25 protein-coding genes are annotated in these 19,810 nt (G+C 62.6%); 17 read left to right on the top strand and 8 right to left on the bottom strand.

Annotation, left to right across the window (positions count from 1 at the left end; all coding sequences use genetic code 11):
• Window positions 1-14: 14 nt before the first annotated feature.
• Window positions 15-1,232: a hypothetical protein gene (locus V6F88_RS07365; protein ID WP_332608652.1), complete on the bottom strand. Its 1,218-nt coding sequence runs from the start codon at window positions 1,230-1,232 to the stop codon at window positions 15-17.
• Window positions 1,233-1,408: 176 nt separating this feature from the next.
• Between V6F88_RS07365 and V6F88_RS07360 the strand changes: the two genes are divergently transcribed.
• The 3 genes from V6F88_RS07360 (at window position 1,409) to V6F88_RS07350 (ending at window position 3,306) form a co-directional block, all read left to right on the top strand.
• Window positions 1,409-1,972 (top strand): cytochrome b, encoded by a 564-nt coding sequence (locus V6F88_RS07360; protein WP_332608651.1) that lies wholly within the window; start codon window positions 1,409-1,411, stop codon window positions 1,970-1,972.
• 98 nt (window positions 1,973-2,070) lie between these two features.
• A complete protein-coding gene (gene kdsA / locus V6F88_RS07355) occupies window positions 2,071-2,928 on the top strand; it encodes a 3-deoxy-8-phosphooctulonate synthase (RefSeq protein WP_332608650.1) in 858 nt (285 codons plus the stop codon).
• Window positions 2,929-2,997: 69 nt separating this feature from the next.
• Window positions 2,998-3,306, top strand: a complete 309-nt coding sequence (locus V6F88_RS07350) for a carbohydrate isomerase (RefSeq protein ID WP_332608649.1) — start codon at window positions 2,998-3,000, stop codon at window positions 3,304-3,306.
• On the opposite strand, the gene V6F88_RS07345 is transcribed toward V6F88_RS07350, so the two are convergent.
• Window positions 3,303-3,797, bottom strand: a complete 495-nt coding sequence (locus tag V6F88_RS07345; RefSeq protein ID WP_332608648.1) for a GNAT family N-acetyltransferase — start codon at window positions 3,795-3,797, stop codon at window positions 3,303-3,305. The genes V6F88_RS07350 and V6F88_RS07345 overlap by 4 nt on opposite strands.
• A gap of 98 nt (window positions 3,798-3,895) precedes the next feature.
• Here V6F88_RS07345 and V6F88_RS07340 point away from each other — a divergent pair, with 98 nt between their 5' ends.
• Together V6F88_RS07340 and V6F88_RS07335 are read left to right on the top strand one after the other, a co-directional pair.
• The gene (locus V6F88_RS07340) at window positions 3,896-5,527 is read left to right on the top strand and encodes a PqiB family protein (protein WP_332608647.1); all 1,632 of its coding nucleotides are present in this window, start codon (window positions 3,896-3,898) and stop codon (window positions 5,525-5,527) included.
• A gap of 109 nt (window positions 5,528-5,636) precedes the next feature.
• A complete protein-coding gene (locus V6F88_RS07335) occupies window positions 5,637-5,894 on the top strand; it encodes a hypothetical protein (protein ID WP_332608646.1) in 258 nt (85 codons plus the stop codon).
• A 73-nt stretch (window positions 5,895-5,967) separates the two neighbouring features.
• Here the strand turns inward: V6F88_RS07335 and V6F88_RS07330 are convergent, their stop codons facing one another.
• The 3 genes from V6F88_RS07330 to V6F88_RS07320 all read right to left on the bottom strand — a co-directional run bounded on the left by V6F88_RS07330 (window position 5,968) and on the right by V6F88_RS07320 (window position 8,571).
• Window positions 5,968-6,276 carry a hypothetical protein gene (locus V6F88_RS07330; protein WP_332608645.1) on the bottom strand — a complete coding sequence of 103 codons (309 nt, stop codon included), beginning with the start codon at window positions 6,274-6,276 and terminating at the stop codon, window positions 5,968-5,970.
• A gap of 141 nt (window positions 6,277-6,417) precedes the next feature.
• The gene (locus tag V6F88_RS07325) at window positions 6,418-7,863 is read right to left on the bottom strand and encodes an MFS transporter (protein ID WP_332608644.1); all 1,446 of its coding nucleotides are present in this window, start codon (window positions 7,861-7,863) and stop codon (window positions 6,418-6,420) included.
• Between the two features lie 120 nt (window positions 7,864-7,983).
• Complete coding sequence (locus tag V6F88_RS07320; RefSeq protein ID WP_332608643.1) at window positions 7,984-8,571, bottom strand: TetR/AcrR family transcriptional regulator; 588 nt, start codon at window positions 8,569-8,571, stop codon at window positions 7,984-7,986.
• A gap of 96 nt (window positions 8,572-8,667) precedes the next feature.
• Between V6F88_RS07320 and V6F88_RS07315 the strand changes: the two genes are divergently transcribed.
• Both V6F88_RS07315 and V6F88_RS07310 read left to right on the top strand, forming a co-directional pair.
• Window positions 8,668-9,858, top strand: coding sequence for an MFS transporter (locus V6F88_RS07315; RefSeq protein ID WP_332608642.1), 1,191 nt, complete (start codon window positions 8,668-8,670; stop codon window positions 9,856-9,858).
• A 75-nt stretch (window positions 9,859-9,933) separates the two neighbouring features.
• Window positions 9,934-10,332 (top strand): RidA family protein, encoded by a 399-nt coding sequence (locus V6F88_RS07310; RefSeq protein WP_332608641.1) that lies wholly within the window; start codon window positions 9,934-9,936, stop codon window positions 10,330-10,332.
• Between the two features lie 12 nt (window positions 10,333-10,344).
• Here the strand turns inward: V6F88_RS07310 and V6F88_RS07305 are convergent, their stop codons facing one another.
• Window positions 10,345-11,256, bottom strand: coding sequence for a LysR family transcriptional regulator (locus tag V6F88_RS07305; RefSeq protein WP_332608640.1), 912 nt, complete (start codon window positions 11,254-11,256; stop codon window positions 10,345-10,347).
• Between the two features lie 120 nt (window positions 11,257-11,376).
• Here V6F88_RS07305 and V6F88_RS07300 point away from each other — a divergent pair, with 120 nt between their 5' ends.
• Both V6F88_RS07300 and V6F88_RS07295 read left to right on the top strand, forming a co-directional pair.
• A complete protein-coding gene (locus V6F88_RS07300) occupies window positions 11,377-12,531 on the top strand; it encodes a DSD1 family PLP-dependent enzyme (RefSeq protein ID WP_332608639.1) in 1,155 nt (384 codons plus the stop codon).
• 85 nt (window positions 12,532-12,616) lie between these two features.
• Window positions 12,617-12,889, top strand: coding sequence for a hypothetical protein (locus V6F88_RS07295; protein WP_332608638.1), 273 nt, complete (start codon window positions 12,617-12,619; stop codon window positions 12,887-12,889).
• A gap of 22 nt (window positions 12,890-12,911) precedes the next feature.
• On the opposite strand, the gene V6F88_RS07290 is transcribed toward V6F88_RS07295, so the two are convergent.
• Window positions 12,912-13,214 carry a DUF2513 domain-containing protein gene (locus V6F88_RS07290; protein WP_046805836.1) on the bottom strand — a complete coding sequence of 101 codons (303 nt, stop codon included), beginning with the start codon at window positions 13,212-13,214 and terminating at the stop codon, window positions 12,912-12,914.
• Window positions 13,215-13,338: 124 nt separating this feature from the next.
• Between V6F88_RS07290 and V6F88_RS07285 the strand changes: the two genes are divergently transcribed.
• The 5 genes from V6F88_RS07285 (at window position 13,339) to V6F88_RS07265 (ending at window position 15,964) form a co-directional block, all read left to right on the top strand.
• Window positions 13,339-13,737, top strand: a complete 399-nt coding sequence (locus V6F88_RS07285; RefSeq protein ID WP_332608637.1) for a hypothetical protein — start codon at window positions 13,339-13,341, stop codon at window positions 13,735-13,737.
• A 95-nt stretch (window positions 13,738-13,832) separates the two neighbouring features.
• The gene (locus V6F88_RS07280; protein ID WP_046805804.1) at window positions 13,833-14,153 is read left to right on the top strand and encodes a hypothetical protein; all 321 of its coding nucleotides are present in this window, start codon (window positions 13,833-13,835) and stop codon (window positions 14,151-14,153) included.
• Between the two features lie 370 nt (window positions 14,154-14,523).
• The gene (locus V6F88_RS07275; RefSeq protein ID WP_006220190.1) at window positions 14,524-14,727 is read left to right on the top strand and encodes a cold-shock protein; all 204 of its coding nucleotides are present in this window, start codon (window positions 14,524-14,526) and stop codon (window positions 14,725-14,727) included.
• Between the two features lie 134 nt (window positions 14,728-14,861).
• Window positions 14,862-15,425, top strand: a complete 564-nt coding sequence (locus V6F88_RS07270) for a DUF924 family protein (RefSeq protein ID WP_332608636.1) — start codon at window positions 14,862-14,864, stop codon at window positions 15,423-15,425.
• Between the two features lie 332 nt (window positions 15,426-15,757).
• On the top strand, window positions 15,758-15,964 hold the full coding sequence (locus V6F88_RS07265) for a cold-shock protein (protein WP_006225311.1): 207 nt from the start codon (window positions 15,758-15,760) through the stop codon (window positions 15,962-15,964).
• Between the two features lie 113 nt (window positions 15,965-16,077).
• Here the strand turns inward: V6F88_RS07265 and V6F88_RS07260 are convergent, their stop codons facing one another.
• The gene (locus tag V6F88_RS07260) at window positions 16,078-16,623 is read right to left on the bottom strand and encodes a TIGR00645 family protein (protein ID WP_332608635.1); all 546 of its coding nucleotides are present in this window, start codon (window positions 16,621-16,623) and stop codon (window positions 16,078-16,080) included.
• Window positions 16,624-16,886: 263 nt separating this feature from the next.
• On the opposite strand from V6F88_RS07260, the gene V6F88_RS07255 reads away from it, so the two are divergent.
• From V6F88_RS07255 to clpP, 3 genes are all read left to right on the top strand, one after another.
• A complete protein-coding gene (locus tag V6F88_RS07255) occupies window positions 16,887-17,642 on the top strand; it encodes a M48 family metalloprotease (protein ID WP_006220185.1) in 756 nt (251 codons plus the stop codon).
• A 164-nt stretch (window positions 17,643-17,806) separates the two neighbouring features.
• Window positions 17,807-19,117: a trigger factor gene (gene tig, locus V6F88_RS07250; RefSeq protein WP_046805800.1), complete on the top strand. Its 1,311-nt coding sequence runs from the start codon at window positions 17,807-17,809 to the stop codon at window positions 19,115-19,117.
• A gap of 4 nt (window positions 19,118-19,121) precedes the next feature.
• Window positions 19,122-19,775, top strand: coding sequence for an ATP-dependent Clp endopeptidase proteolytic subunit ClpP (gene clpP, locus V6F88_RS07245; protein WP_006220183.1), 654 nt, complete (start codon window positions 19,122-19,124; stop codon window positions 19,773-19,775).
• Window positions 19,776-19,810 lie beyond the last annotated feature (35 nt).

The following is a 19,810-nucleotide window of genomic DNA, read 5'->3' as shown; positions in this document are numbered from 1 at the left end:
GCACCCTACCGACCCTACGGCACTTCGTCCAGCTGCGCGATTTGCGCGTCTTCCGGGAAGCCCTGCGTGCGGTAGCGCGCCGGGTAGCCCTCTTCACGCGCCAGCAGCGGTTCCAGCAGGTGCGCGGCCTGTTCCCATGACACGACGCGCACGTCGCCCATGTTGTCCTCGGCGTCCGGGCGCACCAGCGCAAGGCGGTCTACCTTGGGCAGCGACGTATCCACGCCGCGCGTCCACGACGCCAGCGAAAACGACATGACAGGCTCGTCGTCGCTGGTGAACAGGTTGTAGTTCGCCACGAAAATGTCCTTGCCCTGTTCTTCGTGGATATGGTCCAGCGCCGCCTTCTGCGCGTCGTATTCGGCTTTGTCCAGCAGGCGCTCAAGGTGCTCCAGACGTTGCGCCAGCGCGGCGTCGGTCGGCACGTATCGCAGGGCTTGTCGGTCTTCGTAGTGGTACATGTGCGCGCTGACCGATCGGCCTTGCATGAGCGCCTGATGAGCCAGTTCCACCATGTTTGACAAGCCGACTTCGTCGTTGTCGCCGGCCACCAGCAGCACGTCGCGTGTGGGCACCATGAATACCGGCCGGCCCCGCACCGGCACGCGTTCAATCATGTCGGGCAGCAGCGCGCGGCTGATGTCGTAGCCGTCTGCCCAGGCGCCCCGATAGACGCCGGCAGCAGTCTCGACAAAGTCGTCGGGCGCGTCGCGCAGGTTGTCGATGGCAACCGCCAGGGCCTGGTCGAACGTTAATTGCCACGCGGCCTCGGGGCCGTTGGTCAGAGTGGAAATGGCGTCCGGGTGGTCCAGCGCCAACAGCACCACGCAATCCTCGCCAAAGGGCAGGTAGGCAGGATGGAACGCGGAATCGTCGCCTTCGGTGCGCACATGGTGCAGGCGTACGTCTTCCAGGGCGGTGCGGCTGCGGATAACGGCCCGCAGCATGGGGCGCGCCACCGTAGCCTGTTGCGGCGTCGACTGCTTGCTGCTGGCCAGGGCCGAGACAAAACCCTGCAACGCTCGCTGCTGCTGCGCGCCCCGGGTGTTGTAGTAAACGTGATAAGCGTTGTGCAGGTTGAAGAACGAACCTTCGCCCAGCAGCAGGCGGAATTCATCGGCCTTGTAGGTCAGGTCGCCCTCGAAGCCTTGCTTGCGAGCCGCCGCCACGAACAGTTTGGCGAATTGATCCGGCGTAGGCCTGCGCCGGAACAGCGTGTCTAAAAAACCCATGTGCCCGCCCTGAGTCAGATGCCGGACGACGCTTTAGCCGTCCACGACGGGTCATTGTGGCCACGGTTCCGGGTTGCGTCCAGTGATAACGCTGCATCGTGGGGCGTGCATGCTCAGGACACCGTAAGTCGGAAGTCAATACGCTCGCGGGTTACCTTCAGACTCAAATCCCTACGATGACGACGTCCCCCTTGCAGGCGAATTACTCCGGCCGATCTCACTATGACCGCACCTCGATCGCATTGCATTGGCTGACGGCGTTGCTGGTCGTGGGCCTGTTCGCGCTGGCCGAGATCTGGAGCTTTCTGCCGCGCGGCACCCCGACCCGTCGCCTGCTGCAATCGCTGCACCTATCGTTCGGCTTGCTGTTTACCGCCGTATTCGTGCTACGTGTGGTGTGGCGTTCGACCGGCGGCCGGCGCCTGGCGCCCGCTGCCACCGGCTTGATGGGCCTGGCTAGTACAGGCGTACACGGGCTGTTGTACCTGTTGATGGCGGCGCAGATCGTGCTGGGCTTTCTGTTCCGTTGGGCACAGGGCGAACCGTTTGCTTTCTTTGGATTGTTCGACGTGCCCCGGTGGATTGCGATCGACCGCGATCAGCGCCACTTCATCGGGGGGCTGCACGACACGGTAGCGTGGACGATCATCGTGTTGGCCTTGGTGCATGCGCTGGCGGCGTTGGTTCACCATTACGCCTTGCATGACGGGGTGTTGCGCCGGATGCTGCGCAGCCGCTGAGCGCGGCGGGAAAAAACGGGCGGTCAGGTGAAATCGAGGCGGGGCAGGTTGTACATTACGCACTGTCACCTGCCTTATTTCTACAGGATTTTCCCATCATGACCGCCCCAGAAGTCGTAATTTCCTCGTCGATCCACTGCGCCAATGACCGCCCCTTTGTGCTGTTTGGCGGCATCAACGTGCTGGAATCCCTGGATCTGGCGCTGCGCGCGTGCGAAGAATATCAACGCGTGACCCAAAAGCTGGGCATACCGTACGTGTTCAAAGCGTCATTCGACAAGGCCAACCGGTCTTCCATCCATTCCTACCGGGGCCCCGGCCTGGAAGAGGGCATGAAGATCTTCGAAGCCGTCAAGAAAGAGTTCGGCGTGCCGGTCATTACCGACGTGCACGAACCCTGGCAGGCGGCGCCCGTTGCTGAAGTGGCGGACATCCTGCAATTGCCGGCCTTCCTGGCGCGGCAGACGGATCTGGTGGTTGCCCTGGCCAAGACGCAACGCATCGTCAATATCAAGAAGCCGCAGTTTCTCAGCCCGACCCAGATGCTGAACATTGTTGAAAAGTTCACGGAAGCGGGTAACGACAAGCTGATCCTGTGCGATCGCGGCACCAGCTTCGGCTACGACAACCTGGTGGTCGACATGCTGGGTTTCGGGGTGATGAAAAAAGTGTCGGGCAATCGCCCCTTGATTTTCGATGTGACGCATGCGTTGCAGCAGCGCTCCGCGCTGGATGCCGCATCGGGCGGGCGCCGGGAGCAGGTGGCCGAACTGGCGCGCGCCGGCATGGCGGTCGGCCTGGCCGGGCTATTCCTGGAAGCGCACCCCGACCCGAAAAACGCCAAATGCGATGGTCCCAGCGCGTTGCCGCTGGACAAGCTTGAACCCTTCCTGACCCAGCTCAAGCAGCTGGACGATCTGGTGAAATCCTTTGCGGACATCGACATCGAACCCTGACGTGGGCGGGCATGCCGTCAACGCCAACTTGCTATACGATCCTGGCCACACCATTTCAGGGAGGCCCGGATGTCTTTTTACGTAATCGTCGCTGTTCGAAAAGAGCCCATCAGCGGGCACATCGCCTATGTGCGCTGGGGCCAGGCTGAACGCGGCGTGCCGGGCTGGGTCACCGAGCCGGTCACGGCGTCGGCGTCCGAGGTGATCGACGTGATCAAGGATGGGGCGGACGTGGAAACCGCCTTCAGCGTGGACGGCACCAGCGTTGCGCTGCGCCCCGTCCGAGTGCTGACCACCGACGACGGCCATGAGCTGCTGGCGTCCGTGCCGGTGCCCAGTTCCACCCTGCACACGCTGTTCGACCTGCCTGAGTTCTAGGCGGGCTGGCGCCGGCCTTCGGCGAAGCTTTTCAGCGCGTCGTCCGTCAGGCGGTAACGCACCCACTCATCCAGCGGCACCGCGCCGATCGATACATAAAAGTCGATCGCGGGCTTGTTCCAGTCCAGCACGCTCCATTCCAGCCGCCCACACCCGTTGGCCACCGCTTCTTGCGCCAGGTGACGCAGCAGGTCGCGCCCGGCGCCGATGCCGCGATGTTCAGGGGTGATGTACAGGTCTTCCAAGTAAATACCGTTCTTGCCGAGCCAGGTGGAATAGCTGTAGAAATAGACCGCGTACCCGATCGGTTTACCGTCCGCCAGGCACATCAGCGCCTTGGCGGGCGCCTGCGGGGCAAAAAGGGTACGGGCGACGTCGTCCGCGCTGGCAATCACTTCGTGCGCGGCGCGTTCGTACACGGCCAGTTCAGTGATGAAGGCATAGATCTGGGCCGCGTCCGAGGGCATGGCGGGGCGGATGGCGATATTCACGTTGACTTCCTCCAAATAGGAGGGCCATGCTACCCGCTATTCCAGGCGCTTGCTGACGGGCGATCGGGTCTGACGCGTACACGAAGGAGACATCCTCGATGGCTGAGTCTGGTTCTGCCGCAGCTAGCACGCCGCCGCGCAAGGGGCGCCGCGTTTCCTGGATCTGGCTGGTTCCGGTGGTGGCCGTCATCGGCGGATTGCTGCTGGTGGTGCAGGCCTGGTTGAATGCGGGGCCTACGGCTACCGTCCACTTCCAGACCGCCGAAGGACTGGAAGCGGGCAAGACGCAGGTCCGATACAAGGAAGTCAACGTCGGCCTGGTTGAACGCGTCAACCTGAACGAGGACCGCACGGGCGTAGTGGTCACGATTCGCGTGGACAAGGACGCCGCCAACCTGTTGCGCGACGGCACGGTGTTCTGGGTGGTGCGCCCGCGGCTGACGCTTAGCGGGGTGTCGGGCCTGGGGACGCTGTTGTCCGGCTCGTATATTGGCCTGGACCCGGCCGGCGGCCACGGCAAGGACGGCGCGCGCGGCGAGCGTAAAAGCGAATTCACCGGCCTGGAAGTGCCGCCCGAGGTCGCGCAGGACCGGGCGGGAAAGCGCTTCACGCTGCACGCGAACGACCTGGGCTCGCTGGATGTCGGCTCACCCGTGTACTACCGCCGAATCGCCGTGGGGCAGGTGGTGAATTACCGGCTGGCCAAGAACGGCGATGGGGTCGATGTGCAGGTGTTCGTCGACGCGCCGAACGATGCCTACGTCAATGAGAGCACGCGCTTCTGGAATGCCAGCGGCGTCGACTTCAGTGTGGACGCGCGTGGTTTGCAGATGCGGTCGCAATCGCTGGTGTCGGTGATTATCGGTGGCGTGGCGTTCGATACATTGGACCAACAGGTACGCCAACCCGCATCGGCGGGGGCCGCCTTTCCACTGTTCTCAAGCGAGGAGTCGGCCCGCGCGCAGCCCGATGGCGCGCCGCTGCGCGTACGGATGCGTTTCGATCAGTCCGTGCGCGGCCTGGTGGTGGGGGCGCCGATCGACGCGTATGGCGTCACGGTGGGCAAGGTGGACGCCATCGACCTGGACTTCGATCAGACGGCCAAGCAGTTCTACGCGCTGGTCTCCGCCACGCTGTACCCCGAGCGCCTTGGCGCGGAGACATTCCATCAGATCAAGAATTTTGCCGGTCCAGACGTGGAACATCCCAGCGGCAGATTGATGACCGCCCTGGTGGCCCGAGGCACGCGGGCGCAGCTGCGCATCGGCAATCTTCTGACCGGCCAGTTATATGTCGCGCTGGCGGAATTTCCTGATGCGCCCCAAGCCACATTCAAGATGGAGGATCGACCCTTCATCCCCACCGTGCCCAACAATCTTGACCAGCTGCAACAGCAGTTGAACAGCATCCTGACCAAAGTCGAAAAGGTGCCGTTTGACGCCATCGGCGCGGAATTGGCTGGAGCGCTTCGGGGGGCGTCGCGGCTGGTCAAAAGGTTGGATACGCATCTGGCCCCAGAGGCGCAGGCCGTGCTGCGTCAGGCAAACCAGTCGCTCGCGGCGGTAGGCGCGTTGCTGGCCCCCGAATCCGCCTTGCCGGTAAATACCGACACAGCGCTGCGCGAGTTGGGCCGCGCGGCGCGTTCGCTGCGGCAGTTGGCGGATTATCTTCAGGCCCATCCCGACGCGCTGCTGCACGGCAGGGCGCCGGATGCGCCGCCCCGTCGGTAGTCAGGACACCGGCGCGGCCTGGCCGTTGGGCATGACACTTGCTGGGGGTCTTGCACGAACGGTTGCAGCATTGCAGCCGTCGGTGCGGTATCCGAGGGGGGACCACCGAATGGATCATAGTGAAATGATGGCCCGCATGATTTCTCAGCCGGTAGCGCCGGACCAGCTGGACGGCTGGGACGGCGTCTTGTCCGCGTATGCGGACTGCCTGTTGCGGGTGCAGGCCAAGCTGACCGACGCGGACGTCAGCCGCTTTCTGGATGTGGGCGCCTTGGTTTTTCGTTCGTGTTGCCAGGACGATGCACGCCTGCGGTGGACGGCCGAGGAATTAGCTTCGTTTCACCGCAAGCCGGAATGCGGCGCGTAGGCCCTGACACCAAAGCGCTGACACCACAGCGCTGACAATCAAGCGCTGAAATCGAACGCTAGGCACAACGCGTTCAGTACAAGCATTGGCTAAGCGCGAATTTACGTCCAAATGCGTGGACTTCGTCACCGTCCACCGACGCCGCCACATCCCAGTGGCCGCCGCGCGTCACCAGAAACGACTGCCCAGTCAGCGCATGCCGTAATGCAAAGCGCCAGAAGGCGGGTTCAGACCCGATAGGTTCCAGGTCATGGGGCCCTATCATCAGCCGGGTGGGTCGGGGGGTGGCGCCCAGCGACCACCGCACCGCAATCGCCAGGAAGGCGAACCGCGCGGACATCGACGACGGTTGAACGCAAAGGACTCGAATCTTGTTGCTCATGGGCGCCACCTTCTGCAGGTGCTTGTGAGCGTAGCAAAGACGCGCGTGACCTTCCATACCGCCTTTGCTGTATTTCGGCTGCAATAGTCCGATGAATGGCGGCATCGCGCGTGTGTGCGTGATGCCGCTGACCCGCCTGCGTCAGGCCGGCGCAGGCGCTGCCTGCCGAGTCACCCGGGGCAGCAGGACCAGCGCCAGGGCGGGCATCAACGCAAACGCCGCGAACAGCCAGCGGGCGGCATGCCGAGCCCCTTCGACACCGCCTGGGTCGGCAAGCCCCGCGCTATTGACAACCACCCCGGCCAGCGCCGCCGTTACCGCCGCCGCGTACAGCTGCACGGTGGTAATCGACGAAGACGTCAGCGTCTCTTCGCCTTTGGGCGCCGCGTTGAAGACTTTGGTCAGCAGATGCGGCCAGGCCAGCCCAATGCCGAATCCCACCCCGGCCAGCGCAACGATGTACGCGCCCAGCCCAACGGGGGACGCCAGCAGCGCCGGCTGCGGCGTCATGATTCCCAGGCCGATCAACGACGCCAGGATCACGATAGGGCTGATGCGGATCAGCCTGTCGGCGGCGCGACCCGCCCGGGTGGCGCTGGGCATGGCGGCCAGCGTCCAGCCGGCGCCCATGGCAGCGGTCAGGTAGCCCGCCTTTAACGGCGACATGCCGTGGATGACCTGCAGGAAGTAGGGCACGAATATCTCGGTGGCGATGGCGGCCACCACCAGGCACATCGTCGCGTACAACGCGCCAAGCGGCGCACGCAAGCTATAAGCGCCGGTGGGAAGCAGCCGATAACGCGCGCGGGCGTCGACGCGGGCGATCAGCAGGGCGACGATGAGCCCCGCCGCAATGCCCGCCACGTTCCACCCAAGCTGCGTCGACAAGCTGGCCAGCGTGACGGCGATCACCGATACGACCAGCAACGCCAGCGTACGCAGCGGCAGCGCCGAGCGCGGCGCGGGAGGTACCGACGCCCGCCCGCCGACCTTGAATGCGACGATCAACGCCAGCAGCGCGGCAACCGGCAACAGCGCCCAGAACGCCAGGCGCCAATTCCCGGCCTGCGCGAATATTCCGCCGATGGCAGGCCCGGACAGCGTGGCAACCCCCCACATGCAAGACACCAGGGCCATGGCGCGCGACCACAGCGGTGCGTCGAACACCAAACGGATCAATGCGTAGCTCAACGCGAAAAGAACGCCGCCGCCCAGCCCCTGCACGCTGCGTCCGGCCAGCAGTACCGGCATGTCGGAAGCCGTTGCGCAGATGACGGCCCCGGCGCTGAACACGGCCACGGCAAACAGGTAGGCGCTACGCGGCCCCAGCGTTTCGATCAGCTTGGCCGACAGCGCGGATCCGATGATGGACGTCACCACGAACAGCGTCGTGTTCCATGCGTAGTACTCCAACCCGCCGATGTCCCGGATCACCGTGGGCAGGATCGTGGTGACGATATAGACGTTGATCGCGTGCAGCGCGACGCCTCCCGCCAGGGCAATCGACCGCAGGGCATTGGCGCCTTGCAACAGATCGGCCCACGAAGCGCTGGGCGCGGCGGGCTCAGGGGTAGGGCGGGTGGGCACAGGTGTTCCGATATATAAACAAGTAAAGGCTTTGATAATACGTGTGTGGCGAGAAAGGCACAACGCGAAACCGGCGCATCCTTGCCGCCTGTGCAGGCGCGGAGCCGAAGCCTGGCCGTATCAACGACGCCGGGGCAAACCGCGCAGGATCAAGTCCAGGGTGTGAAGCGCGTCGTCAAGGCGGTTCGATTCGCCGGCCGCACCGGCGATCCATAACGCGCTGTCGGTCAGTCCGCCATTAATGAAGTTAGCCAAGGCCCAGGGGTCGGCGTGCTCGATCAGACCGTCGTCAATCAGTTGCTGAAGCAACGCCGCCATCGACGCAATGCACTGCGATTGCGCCGCGTTCGGCCCCGCGCCCAGCACCGCCGGGGCGTCTTGCAACACTATCCGCCGAATGGCCGGTTCAGTTGCCATCCGCAGATATGCGCGGCAACGCTCGCGCAGCGCTGTCCATGCGTCGGCGGCCTGACCCGAAATATCGTTCAAGCGGCGGTCCATATCGTCATCAATCTGTTGGACCACCGCTGCAAGCAAACCCTGTTTGTCGTTGAAATGGTGATACAAGGCTCCTCGCGTCAATCCCACCCGGGCGGTCAGATCGTCCATGGACGTTGCGGCATAACCCACGTGTTCAAACGCGTGGCGGGCGGTGGCAAGCAGCTTGGCGCGAGTCGCCTCGATCATTTCCGCGCGGGTGCGGGGCATGTGCGTCTCCCATGACATACGGTGCGCAGGTTAATTGACATACGGAATGTATGTGAATAGCATCCGCCTGTCCACCCAATCAGCAAAAGGTCTTCGGTGTCCAATCCGTATCGTGAGTTATTCAACGCGCCAGGCGCCCTGGGTTTCGTGCTGGCCGGCGCTATCGCCCGCCTGCCTTTGCCGATGATCGGCATCGGCATCATCACGATGCTGTCGGAAGTGCGGGGCGCTTACGGCATGGCGGGCGCCGTTGCCGCCACCTTTGCGTTGGCGACCGCATTGCTGGCCCCGCGCATTTCGCGGCTGGTGGATCGCCATGGGCAAGGGCGTGTGCTGCCGGTTGCAGCGGGCGTATGCGTTGCCGCATTGATTGGATTGTCTGCCTGCGTGCAGTGGAACGCGCCGGATTGGACGCTGTTCCTGTTTGCCGCGCTGGCGGGCTCGTTGCCCAGCATGCCGGCGATGATTCGTGCCCGTTGGACCGAGATCTTTCGCGACCAGCCGCAACTGCGCACCGCCTATGCGCTGGAGTCGGTGGCCGACGAGGTCAGCTTCATCCTGGGCCCGCCCTTGGCCGTGGGCCTTAGCGTGGCCTTGTTTCCGCAAGCGGGGCCGCTGGTGGCCGCGTTGCTGTTGGCGGTGGGAGTGACGGCATTCGTCTTGCAGCGCGCCACGGCGCCCAGCGTGCAGGCCGTCCCGGCGGGGCGGCAGGCCTCGGTATTGCGCATGCCGTCCATGTGGGCGCTGGTGGCCATGATGGCGGCGATGGGCGTCATCGTGGGCACCATCGACGTCCTGAGCGTTGCCTTTGCCCGCGCTCAGGGCGTGCCGGCGGGCGCGAGCCTTGTGCTGTCCGCCTATGCGCTGGGTTCGTGCGTGGCGGGGCTGGTGTTTGGTGTCATGAAATTTCAGATGCCGCTGGCCCGCCTGCTGTCGATCGCGGCGGCCGTGACGGCATTCACAACGTTGCCGTTGCTGCTGGTGAACGACCTTGTGACCTTGGCGCTGGGCGTGTTGCTGGCCGGGCTGTCGTTTGCCCCCACCATGATCATCGCGATGGCGCTGGTGGAAAGCAGCGTGCCGGGCCAACGTCTGACGGAAGGGCTGACCTGGCTGGTCACCGGGCTGGGGGCCGGGGTCGCGGCGGGTGCGGCGATAGCGGGCTGGGTCGTGGATCACCACGGGGTGCAAGCCGGGTTCTGGACGGCTACGGTGGCAGGCGCGATCGTATTGCTTGTGGCATTGCCTGGCGGTCGCCGGCCAGTTGTGGCGGATGTCGCGCTGTAAACCGACGCAAACCGACGCATCGCTAGAATTGGGGCTCCGGTGCGCTGTGGGGGCGCGCCGTTCACAGGAGCACGCATGTCCAGAACCGTTGTTAATCCCGATACCGTTTTCAACACCGTCCAGTACGGATTCAGCCAGGCGGTCATCGTGACCGGGCAACGCAGAATGCTGTTGTCGGGCCAGGTCGGCGTAGACATTAACGAGCGCACCGTCGGCCCCGGGCTGCAAGAACAAACTGAAGCCGCGCTGGACAATATCGAACGTGTGCTGGCCGCCGCGGGCGCCACCCTGGCGCAGGTCATCATGCTGCGCATCTACATCTGCGAAACCGCGCGAGAGGATCAGGAAGTGATCGCCCAGGCGCTGCGCGACCGTTTTCCGAAAGACCCGCCGCCGTCCTCATGGGTCATCGTCAGCGGGCTGTCGCTGCCGGAATGGCTGGTGGAGATCGAAGCGGAAGCCATGCTGGATTGACGTGGGCCGCGGCTAGGGCTTGTCGCGCCAGGGCGTCGCAGCGAAGGCTACGCGCAGATGCGCCAGGAACGCGGCAGTACGAGCAGACTGCTCATGGCGCGACTTGACCAACGCCACGACATTGGCGTCCGGCAAGCTCCAGCCCGCCAGCAGGGGCACCAGCGTACGCGCCTTCAGGTGTTCCGCCACATCCCATTCCGAACGCGCAACGATGCCGTGCCCGGCCAATGCCCACTGCACGGCGGCCGCGCCGGTGTTGCTGGACAGCACGGGCGATACGCGCACGCCCACGGCGGGGCCTCTGCCGCGCTTGAATCGCCATAAGGTCACGTCTTCGTCGTTTTCACGCAGCGCGATGCAGTCATGGTCGCGCAGGTCCTCGGGTTTGGCTGGCGCGCCATGGCGCGCCAGATACGCGGGCGACGCGCACAGGATGCGGCGGTTGGGCGCCAGGGGGTAGGCCACCAGCGTCGAGTCGCGCAGCTCACCGATGTGGATCATGACGTCCCAGTTATCGGCTGCCAGACGCGGAGGGCCGTCAGACAGCGTCAGGCTTGCGGTGATGTTGTCGCTGGTTTTTCGAAATTCAGCCACCAGCGCGGCAACGTAGCGCTGCCCAAAGCCCAGCGGCGCCACAACGCGCAAATGCCCCGCCACCACGCCCCGGCGGCCGGCCAACTCATCGGCCAGATCGCCGAGTTCGCCGCAGATTTGTCCTGCGCGCAACGCCAATAAACGACCTTCGTCGGTCAGTGCGGTGCCTTTGCCGGATCGGTTTACCAGCCGGACGCCCAGACGCTTTTCCAATGCATGCAACCGTTGCGTTACGGCCGGGGGCGTCACGTCCAGCGCCCGGGCGGCCTGCGCAAGCGAGGGCGTGGCCGCAAGGCTCATGAAAAATCGTAAGTCGTCCGTCGTGATCATTCAGTCTCGGCTTAATGAAAAATTAAGCTGTCATTAAACACGCGCGGGCCGGGTCGCGCCATACTCGGTCGACCGATTCAGAATATTCCGGATCGACTACGCCTTTTTCGAGACCCGCTCATGACACCCGCCAGCCTTCCCGTTACCCTCGACAGCCTTGAAACCCCGTGCCTGCTGTTGGATGAAACGCGCATGACGCGCAACATCCAACGGCTGGCCGCGTTGATGGCCAGCCACGGCGTGCGACTGCGCCCACACCTGAAAACGCCCAAGTCCATCGAAGTGGCGCGTCGGGTGATGAGCGGCCCCCACGGGCCGGCCGCTGTCTCGACCTTGCAGGAGGCAGAGCAGTTTGCGGCGGCCGGTGTCACCGATCTGCTCTACGCGGTAGGCGTGTCGCCGGGCAAGCTGCCGCGCGTGCTGGCGCTGCGCCAGCGCGGCGTGGACCTGACGGTGGTTGTCGACAGCCTGGATGCGGCGCGCGCGGTAGCGGCGCAGGCGCAAGCCAGCGGCAGCGGGATACCGGCGTTGATCGAAATCGATTGCGACGGCCACCGGGCTGGGGTGCAGCCCGGCAACGCCGAGCAACTGCTAGCGATTGCGCGGGTGCTGCACGCGGCGGACAGCCTGCGCGGCGTCATGACCCACGCCGGCGAATCCTATGGCTGCCGCAGCGTCGACGCCATCGCTGACATGGCCGAGCAAGAGCGCGCCGCCGCGGTGGGCTGCGCCCGGACGATCCGTGAGGCAGGGCTGCCGTGCCCGGTCGTCAGCGTGGGATCGACGCCCACCGCCCATTTCGCGCGCAACTTGGACGGCGTGACGGAAGTGCGCGCGGGCGTGTATGTGTTTTTCGATCTGGTGATGGCGGGCTTGGGCGTCTGTTCAATGGACGACATCGCCGCATCGGTGCTGACCACGGTGATCGGACACCAGCCCGACAAGGGCTGGATATTGGTCGACGCCGGGTGGATGGCCATGTCGCGCGACCGCGGCACCGCCAAGCAGGCCGTCGACCAGTTGTACGGCGTGGTCTGCGACGTAAACGGAAACGTCTACCCCGATCTGCTGTTGGCCGAAACCAACCAGGAGCAGGGCATCATCAAGTTGCGCACGGCAAGCGATGCCCGCCTGCCGGATCTGCCGCTGGGTACCAAGCTGCGCATCCTGCCTAACCACGCCTGCGCGACATGCGCCCAGCACGACGCCTACGAAGTCGTCCGGCCCGGCGAGCCCGGCGTGGTGGCGCACTGGGAACGGTTTCGCGGCTGGTGAATCGGGGTCCCGGCAGGTGAATCGGCGTCCTATAAGGGGCCGCCTATAATGCGCACGCCTCAACGACTACGGGGGAGACGTTCGCATGCAGTACGAATATTTGTTCTGGTCCATGGCCGCGATGGTGGCGGCCGCGCTGATCGGCGGTTCGCTTTGCGGCCGCCTGCGTTCGGTCAAGCAAGTGCTGCTGGGCGTGCTTGCCCTGGCCTTGGCCATTTGCGTTGCCGTTGTGCTGCTATCGCACCACGGCGGCTTTGGCGACTTGTCGGCGATGCTGTCCATCGCCGCCTTCATGTTCAGCCTGGTGATCGGCACCGCGGCATCCCTGCTCACGCGGCGCATCCTGCAACGCCGCTGAGCCTTTATCTGTAGTCTTTACTTCACTCTTCGGCGTCGAATTCCTCGGCGTCGTCTTCGTCGTCCTCATCCTGCTCCAGCGCGTCGTATCCCTTCCAGGTAATACGCCAGCGCGCGGCACCGGCATTGGCGGCGGTTTCGCTCACTTGCTTGACCAGGCCGGCATCGGCCAACAGGTCCAGGTGATGCGCAATGACTTGCAAGCCCTGTTCTTCAGGGTGCGGCGCCAAGGCGGCATTCTTGATGTCGTGCGTGCTCAAGTTGGGGCCGGGCGCGTCGCGCAGGGCGCCCAGGATCGTGACGACCAAGTCGAAATCGCGTTGCATGATGTTCACCGTAAGAAAAATAGTAGGCTGACAATAGCAGAGTTCCGTGGCGTGGATGCGACGGTGCGCAAGGCCGGGTTACAGTCGATGGTTCTCGACAACCGACACTTACCTACAGAACTTTATGAAGAAACCCGCTGAACGCGATTGCCTTGCGGTGATCCCCGGTTATACGGGCCAGGCCGCCAAGCTCTACCTGACGCGTGGCGAAGACGAGCGCATCGAAGGCGTGACGATTTTCGACCTGCTTGGCCACGTCAAGCAACAAGGCGACGCCGATTCCGCCGCCGCCTGGATCGGCCAATGGCTGGCCCAGGAAGCCGACAACCGCAGGGCGCGCCGCACGCAGCTGCAGGCGCAGATGTTCATCTGCAAGCTCACCGGCGATGACAAGAGCGCGTTCCTGGCCGCTCAGAAGCCGCTCATCCGTGTTCTGACCGATGCCGGGGTGCGCTGCCGTAGCGTAGCGGCTACGTCGGGGGCCGCTCGCCAGTCGCTGGGACCAAATGTCAAAAAACATTAGGCGAAGGCTGTTATAGTCGCGCCTGGGCGTGAGATTGCACCTTCACGGTGCGTGCGTCCAAGCGGGCCCAGCCCGCTGATCAAGGAAGATTGAACATGGAAATAGTAAGTCGGCACCTTGCCGACGTAGAGGGCGGCGTCGAGCTGCTCACGACGCTGGATGGCGAGCCCATCAGCGTCTACGTGGTGGTGGGCGTAACCGATCTCAATGCGATCGCTGACATCGTCCCCATCGAAAAAGTCGAAGCCGGAGCGGATATACACGCTTCAAATGTCGACAATGTTGATAATGCGCAAGAACAAATCGACCAGGTCCTGGAAAATATGAATCCCGGCGACGTGGCGGTTTTCCTTTGCTCGGGATCCGATGCTTTTGGCGCGGCTCTCGATCTGTTGGGTTTACCTATCGACCAGTAAGCCTGACGGCAAACCAAAGTGCTGATCCGAATGACGTATGAAAGACGTATGCGTTAAGACAGCATTTATATAAGCCCCGATTGTTTTTTTATTTTGTATGGGTGTTTACACCTATGCAGGGACAAGTTTTGCCTATGAAAACGTGCAAATTTTCAACGCAGTTTCTCTTTGTTGCATTATTGGCACGTATTTTTTAGGATTATGTTGACTTGTGAGGGGAACATAACGATAGTGTCGGCACACGATCACAAGCGTTGCGATTTTCGTTCAGTGCCGTGCCTTTTCCGGCTCAGCGTTATTGTTCTACTGTCCCCTCCTTGATTGATTCGTGACCTCCGGGCATTTGCCCATTATCTCTAGGAAATACAGTATGGAAACCGGCGTCGTTAAGTGGTTCAATTCGGAAAAAGGCTATGGCTTCATCACCCCGGAAGCGGGTGGTAAGGATCTGTTCGCTCACTTCTCCGAAATCCAGGGTTCTGGCTTCAAGTCTCTGGAAGAGAACCAGCGCGTCAGCTTTGTGACGGCCAATGGCCCCAAGGGCCCGCAAGCCACGAAGATTCAGGTCCTGTAAAGGTCTGAGTTCTCGCAAAAAAGCCCCTTCGGGGGCTTTTTTTGTTTTTGCGGCGCGGTATTCTGCACCTGCTGGTATGGCCACACCCCCCCCGCGCATGCCTGTGCCGCCTCTATGCCCTCAGGACCGTTTCCATGACTGCTTCCTCGCCCGTACCCTTAACTACACAAGCGACCGACGTCGTGGCCTTCTGGGCCGATGCAGGGCCGCAGCAGTGGTATCGGAAAAGCGATGCATTCGACGCCGAGTTCCGGCAGCGCTTCGAGACGGCGCATTGGGCTGCCGCATCGAGGCAGCTTGATGCTTGGCAGGAAGATGCCGATGGCGCGCTGGCCTTGATGATCTTGCTGGACCAGTTTCCACGTAATGCGTATCGCGGTACGGCACATATGTTTGCCACCGACCCGTTGGCGCAGTATTTCGCTGAACGGGCGATCGCGGCAGGGCACGATCTGGCAGTGCAGCCGGCAATGCGGCAGTTCTTTTACATGCCGTTCGAGCATTCGGAAAGCCTGGCCATGCAAAACCGTGGCGTCGCGCTGATGGAGCCGCTGGAGCCGGATACGCTGCGCTGGGCCATCTTGCATCGGGACATCATCAAGCGCTTTGGCCGCTTCCCGCATCGCAATGCCGTGTTGGGACGACAGACCACTCAGGCCGAACATGAATTCCTGGCTGCAGGCGGATTTGCGGGTTGATGGGCGTTAGCGACGCATGCGCTGGCGCGTGGGTATCGGGCATCGGGTATCGGGTATCGGGCATCGGGTATCCGCATGTATCTTTTCATACCAAGGTGAAAATATTCATCTTTATGTGACCGGCGCCTGTGAACTAACACGGCGCCCGCGTCGACCATTCGCATATTTGACGTTTTTCCGGGTTCACCAATACACTGGGTTCAGCGAGATTTTCAAGCGACGCGGTCTGCGTCAACTTGTCGCCGTCAGTGGTGCTGCGGTTGCTTCCTCTCCCATCCTTGATGATCTGGCGCCCCGCGAGAAATCGCATCTTTTAGGTTCAAGGACAATCCATGGCAACCGGCATCGTTAAGTGGTTCAACGCCGAAAAGGGTTACGGCTTCATCATGCCCGACGACGGCAGCAAAGACCTTTTCGCCCATTACTCCGAGATCCGCAGCGAAGGCTATAAATCGCTGCAGGAAAACCAGCGCGTAACCTTCGAGGTCGGTACCGGTCCCAAGGGTCCCAGCGCCAAGAACATCAAGGTCGCGGCCTGACGCTTTGCGGGTAGCGCGCCGGGTGCGCCCGGTGTTCGGCCCATAAAAAAGCCCCCACACGCAACGTGTGGAGGCTTTTTTTTACGACAGCGACAGGCGTTGTCGCCCGTGCCTTAGTGCTTGTGCGCGGCGGGAGTCGACAGCTTGTCGACCAGCGCAATACCCAGCGCCGACAGTATGAACAATGCGTGGATGATGGTTTGCCACATGACGCCGGCTTCGGTGAAGCGCGCGTTCGGCGTGCCAATCGTGCCGGCTTCGATGAACGTGCGCAGCAAGTGGATGGACGAGATGCCGATGATCGCCATCGCCAGTTTCACTTTCAGCACGCTGGCGTTCACATGGCTTAGCCATTCCGGTTGATCCGGGTGGTTCTGCAAGCGCAGCCGCGACACGAAGGTTTCGTATCCGCCAACGATCACCATGACAAGCAGGTTCGAGATCATGACCACGTCGATCAGGCCCAACACCAGCAGCATGATTTCCATTTCGCCAAAGCTGTTGGCGTGGGTGAGCAGGTGCCATAGCTCTTTCAGAAAGAGCATGACGTAGACGCCTTGCGCCACGATGAGCCCAAGGTAGAGCGGCAATTGCAGCCAGCGCGAACTGAAGATCAAACTGGGTAAGAGGCCCAGGCGGGGAGGGGAGGGTTCAATCATGTTGGGTGCGAGCCATTTGTTGTTTGCGATAAAAGCGCGGCGGCAATTCTAACAACGCCAAGACGACGCCGGCAGCAGATTTTTATGACAAAGCCGAGTCGTGTCTTCACGGTCAGCTAGCACTTCTGCGCCCGGTCTGCCCGACTTTTATGTAAGCGAAACTGCCATTTGCGAAACTCTGTGGCGAAACGCTTAGAGCGCTTTGGGCATATATAGAATTGCCGCCTCGCTCGCATAGAGTCAGTCAAGAGGAGTTTGTTCCCATGAAGATCCGCTACACCGTTGCCGCGTTGACCGTCGCGCTTGCCCCTTATTCCGCGTCGCATGCCTTCGACATCGGCGGCCTGGTGGGCGCCGGCAGCAAGGTTGTGCAAGCTGCCACCCTGAGCGACGCCGAAATCAAGACCTTGTCGGACAAGGCGTGCGCGCAAAGCGATTCCCAAGAAAAGATTGCCGCGCCCGGCAGCAAGTACGATGCGCGTCTGCAGAAGATCGCCAAGGCGCTGGGCGGCACCGTCAATGGTCAGAAGGCCAACTACAAGGTCTACATCACCAAGGACGTCAATGCCTGGGCCATGGCCAACGGCTGCATCCGCGTCTATAGCGGCTTGATGGACATGATGACGGACGACGAAGTCATGGGCGTGGTCGGCCACGAAATCGGCCACGTTGCGCTGGGCCATAGCAAGAAGGCCATGCAAACCGCCTACACCGTGTCCGCCGCGCGCGATGCCGCCGGTGCCGCGGGTGGCGCCACGGTCGCAGCCCTGAACTCGTCCCAGCTGGGCGACCTGACCGAAAAGTTCATCAACGCGCAGTTCTCGCAATCGCAGGAAAGCGCTGCGGACGACTATTCGTTCGATCAGTTACAGGCCAAGAAGCTCAACACCCGCGGCCTGGTCACGGCTTTCCAGAAGCTTGCCGAGCTTGATGGCGGCAAGAGCGATATGATGAGCTCGCACCCGTCCTCGGCCAAGCGCGCTCAACACATCGAAGATCGCATCGCCAAGGCCAAATAAGGCGTCAAAGCGACGTTCGCCTTCCCTTTTCGGGCGGAAAACGGGGCGCGAGTATCCGGGCAAATCCGGGGCTCGCGCCCCTTTGCGTCAGGGTTCCGGAAGTTTCCGGTAAAATGGCGCGTTTATCCGCCCGTAATCTCATCTCTCGGAAAATAGGTCTTTTAATGCAGCCTGTGGTTGAAACCCTCTCCGGCCTGGAGCGCCGTGTTGATCTGGCCGTCTCGGTGGCCGACGTCGAAAAGGAAGTCCAGGCGCAATTAAAGCGCGTGGCTCGCACCGCCAAGGTCCCCGGCTTCCGCCCGGGTAAAGCTCCGCTCGCCATGCTCGAGCGTAGCCATGGCCCCAGCATCCGCTACGACGTGATCAATAGCCAAGTTGGCCGTGCCTTCGAACAAGCCATCGACGGCGCCAAGCTGCGCGTCGCTGGCGCCCCGAACCTCGAACCCAAGACTGAAGGCGTTACCGACGATACGCTGGCGTTCACCGCCACGTTCGAGGTCTACCCTGAAGTCGCCGTGCCGGATCTGTCGGCTCTGGCTGTCACCCGCTACGAAACCGCCGTCACCGACGCCGAAGTTCAACAAACCCTGGACGTTCTGCGCAAGCAGCGCGCCACGTTCGAAGCCCGTGAAGGCCGCGCCGCGCAAGATGGCGACCGCGTCACGCTGGACTTCGCCGGCACCATCGACGGCGTGCCGTTCGAAGGCGGCAAGGCCGAAGACTTCCCGTTCGTGCTCGGCCAAGGCCGCATGCTGCCGGAATTCGAAGAAGCCGCTCGCGGCCTGAAGGCTGGCGAAACCAAGGTCTTCGAACTGAAGTTCCCGGATGACTACCAAGGCGTGGAAGTCGCCGGCAAGACCGCCGAATTCACCATTACCGTCAAGGAAGTGGCTGAAGGCGTCCTGCCCGAACTGAACAGCGAATTCGCCAAGTCCCTGGGCCAAGCCGAAGGCGACGTCGAAAAGCTGAAGGCCGACATCCGCAGCAACATCGAGCGCGAAGTCAAGGTCCGTTCGGCTGGCCGCACCAAGTCCAGCGTCATGGACGCCCTGGTCGAAGCCGGCAAGTTCGACGTGCCGAAGGCTCTGGTCGACAACGACGTTCAAGGTCGTGTCGCCGCTGCCCGCGAAGAGCTCAAGCAGCGCGGCATCCCCAACGCCGAGTCCGTGCCGATCCCGGCTGAAGCTTTCTCGACTGAATCCGAACGCCGTGTCCGCCTGGGCCTGCTGGTGTCGGAACTGGTCAAGCAAGCGCAGTTGCAAGCCAAGCCCGAGCAAGTTCGTGCCCGCATCGAAGAATTCGCGGAAAACTACGAACAACCCGCTCAGGTTGTCAGCTATTACCTGGCAGACCGCCAGCGTCGTGCTGAAATCGAGGCTATCGTGCTGGAAGACAATGTCGTCGCGCACGTTCTGGAAAAGGCTAAGGTCACCGAAGAAAAGGTGCCTTTCGATCAGTTGATGGGGATGGCGTAACACTATGCAGAGATTCACCGATTTCTATGCGGCAATGAATGGCGGGTCTTCGGTGACCCCCACCGGCCTGGGCTACATTCCCATGGTTATCGAGCAGTCGGGGCGCGGCGAACGCGCCTACGACATCTATTCGCGTCTGCTCCGCGAACGGCTCATTTTCCTGGTGGGTCCGGTCAATGACGCAACGGCCAACCTGGTTGTGGCGCAGTTGCTGTTCCTGGAATCGGAGAATCCTGACAAGGACATTTCCCTGTACATCAACTCGCCTGGCGGGTCGGTGTATGCGGGAATGGCCATTTTCGACACCATGCAGTTCATCAAGCCGGACGTGTCGACCCTGTGCACCGGCCTGGCGGCCAGCATGGGCGCGTTCCTGCTGGCGGCTGGCAAGAAGGGCAAGCGTTTCACGCTGCCCAACTCCCGGATCATGATCCACCAGCCGTCCGGCGGAGCCCAGGGCCAAGCGTCCGACATTCAGATCCAGGCTCGCGAGATCCTGGACCTGCGCGAACGTCTTAACCGGATCCTGGCCGACAACACCGGCCAGTCGATGGAGCGAATCGGCCTGGACACGGAACGTGACAACTTCATGTCCGCCGAAGATGCGGTATCGTATGGATTGGTGGACAAGGTGATGAGCTCCCGCTCGGAAGGCTGACTTCCAGGCTGATCCGAACCCGCTGCCACCAAGTT

Origin of the sequence: Achromobacter sp. ESBL13, assembly GCF_036668755.1 — a bacterium.
Lineage (GTDB): Bacteria > Pseudomonadota > Gammaproteobacteria > Burkholderiales > Burkholderiaceae_B > Achromobacter.
The sequence above is the reverse complement of the archived record's forward strand: the minus strand, read 5'-3'. Positions and strand labels throughout refer to the sequence as shown.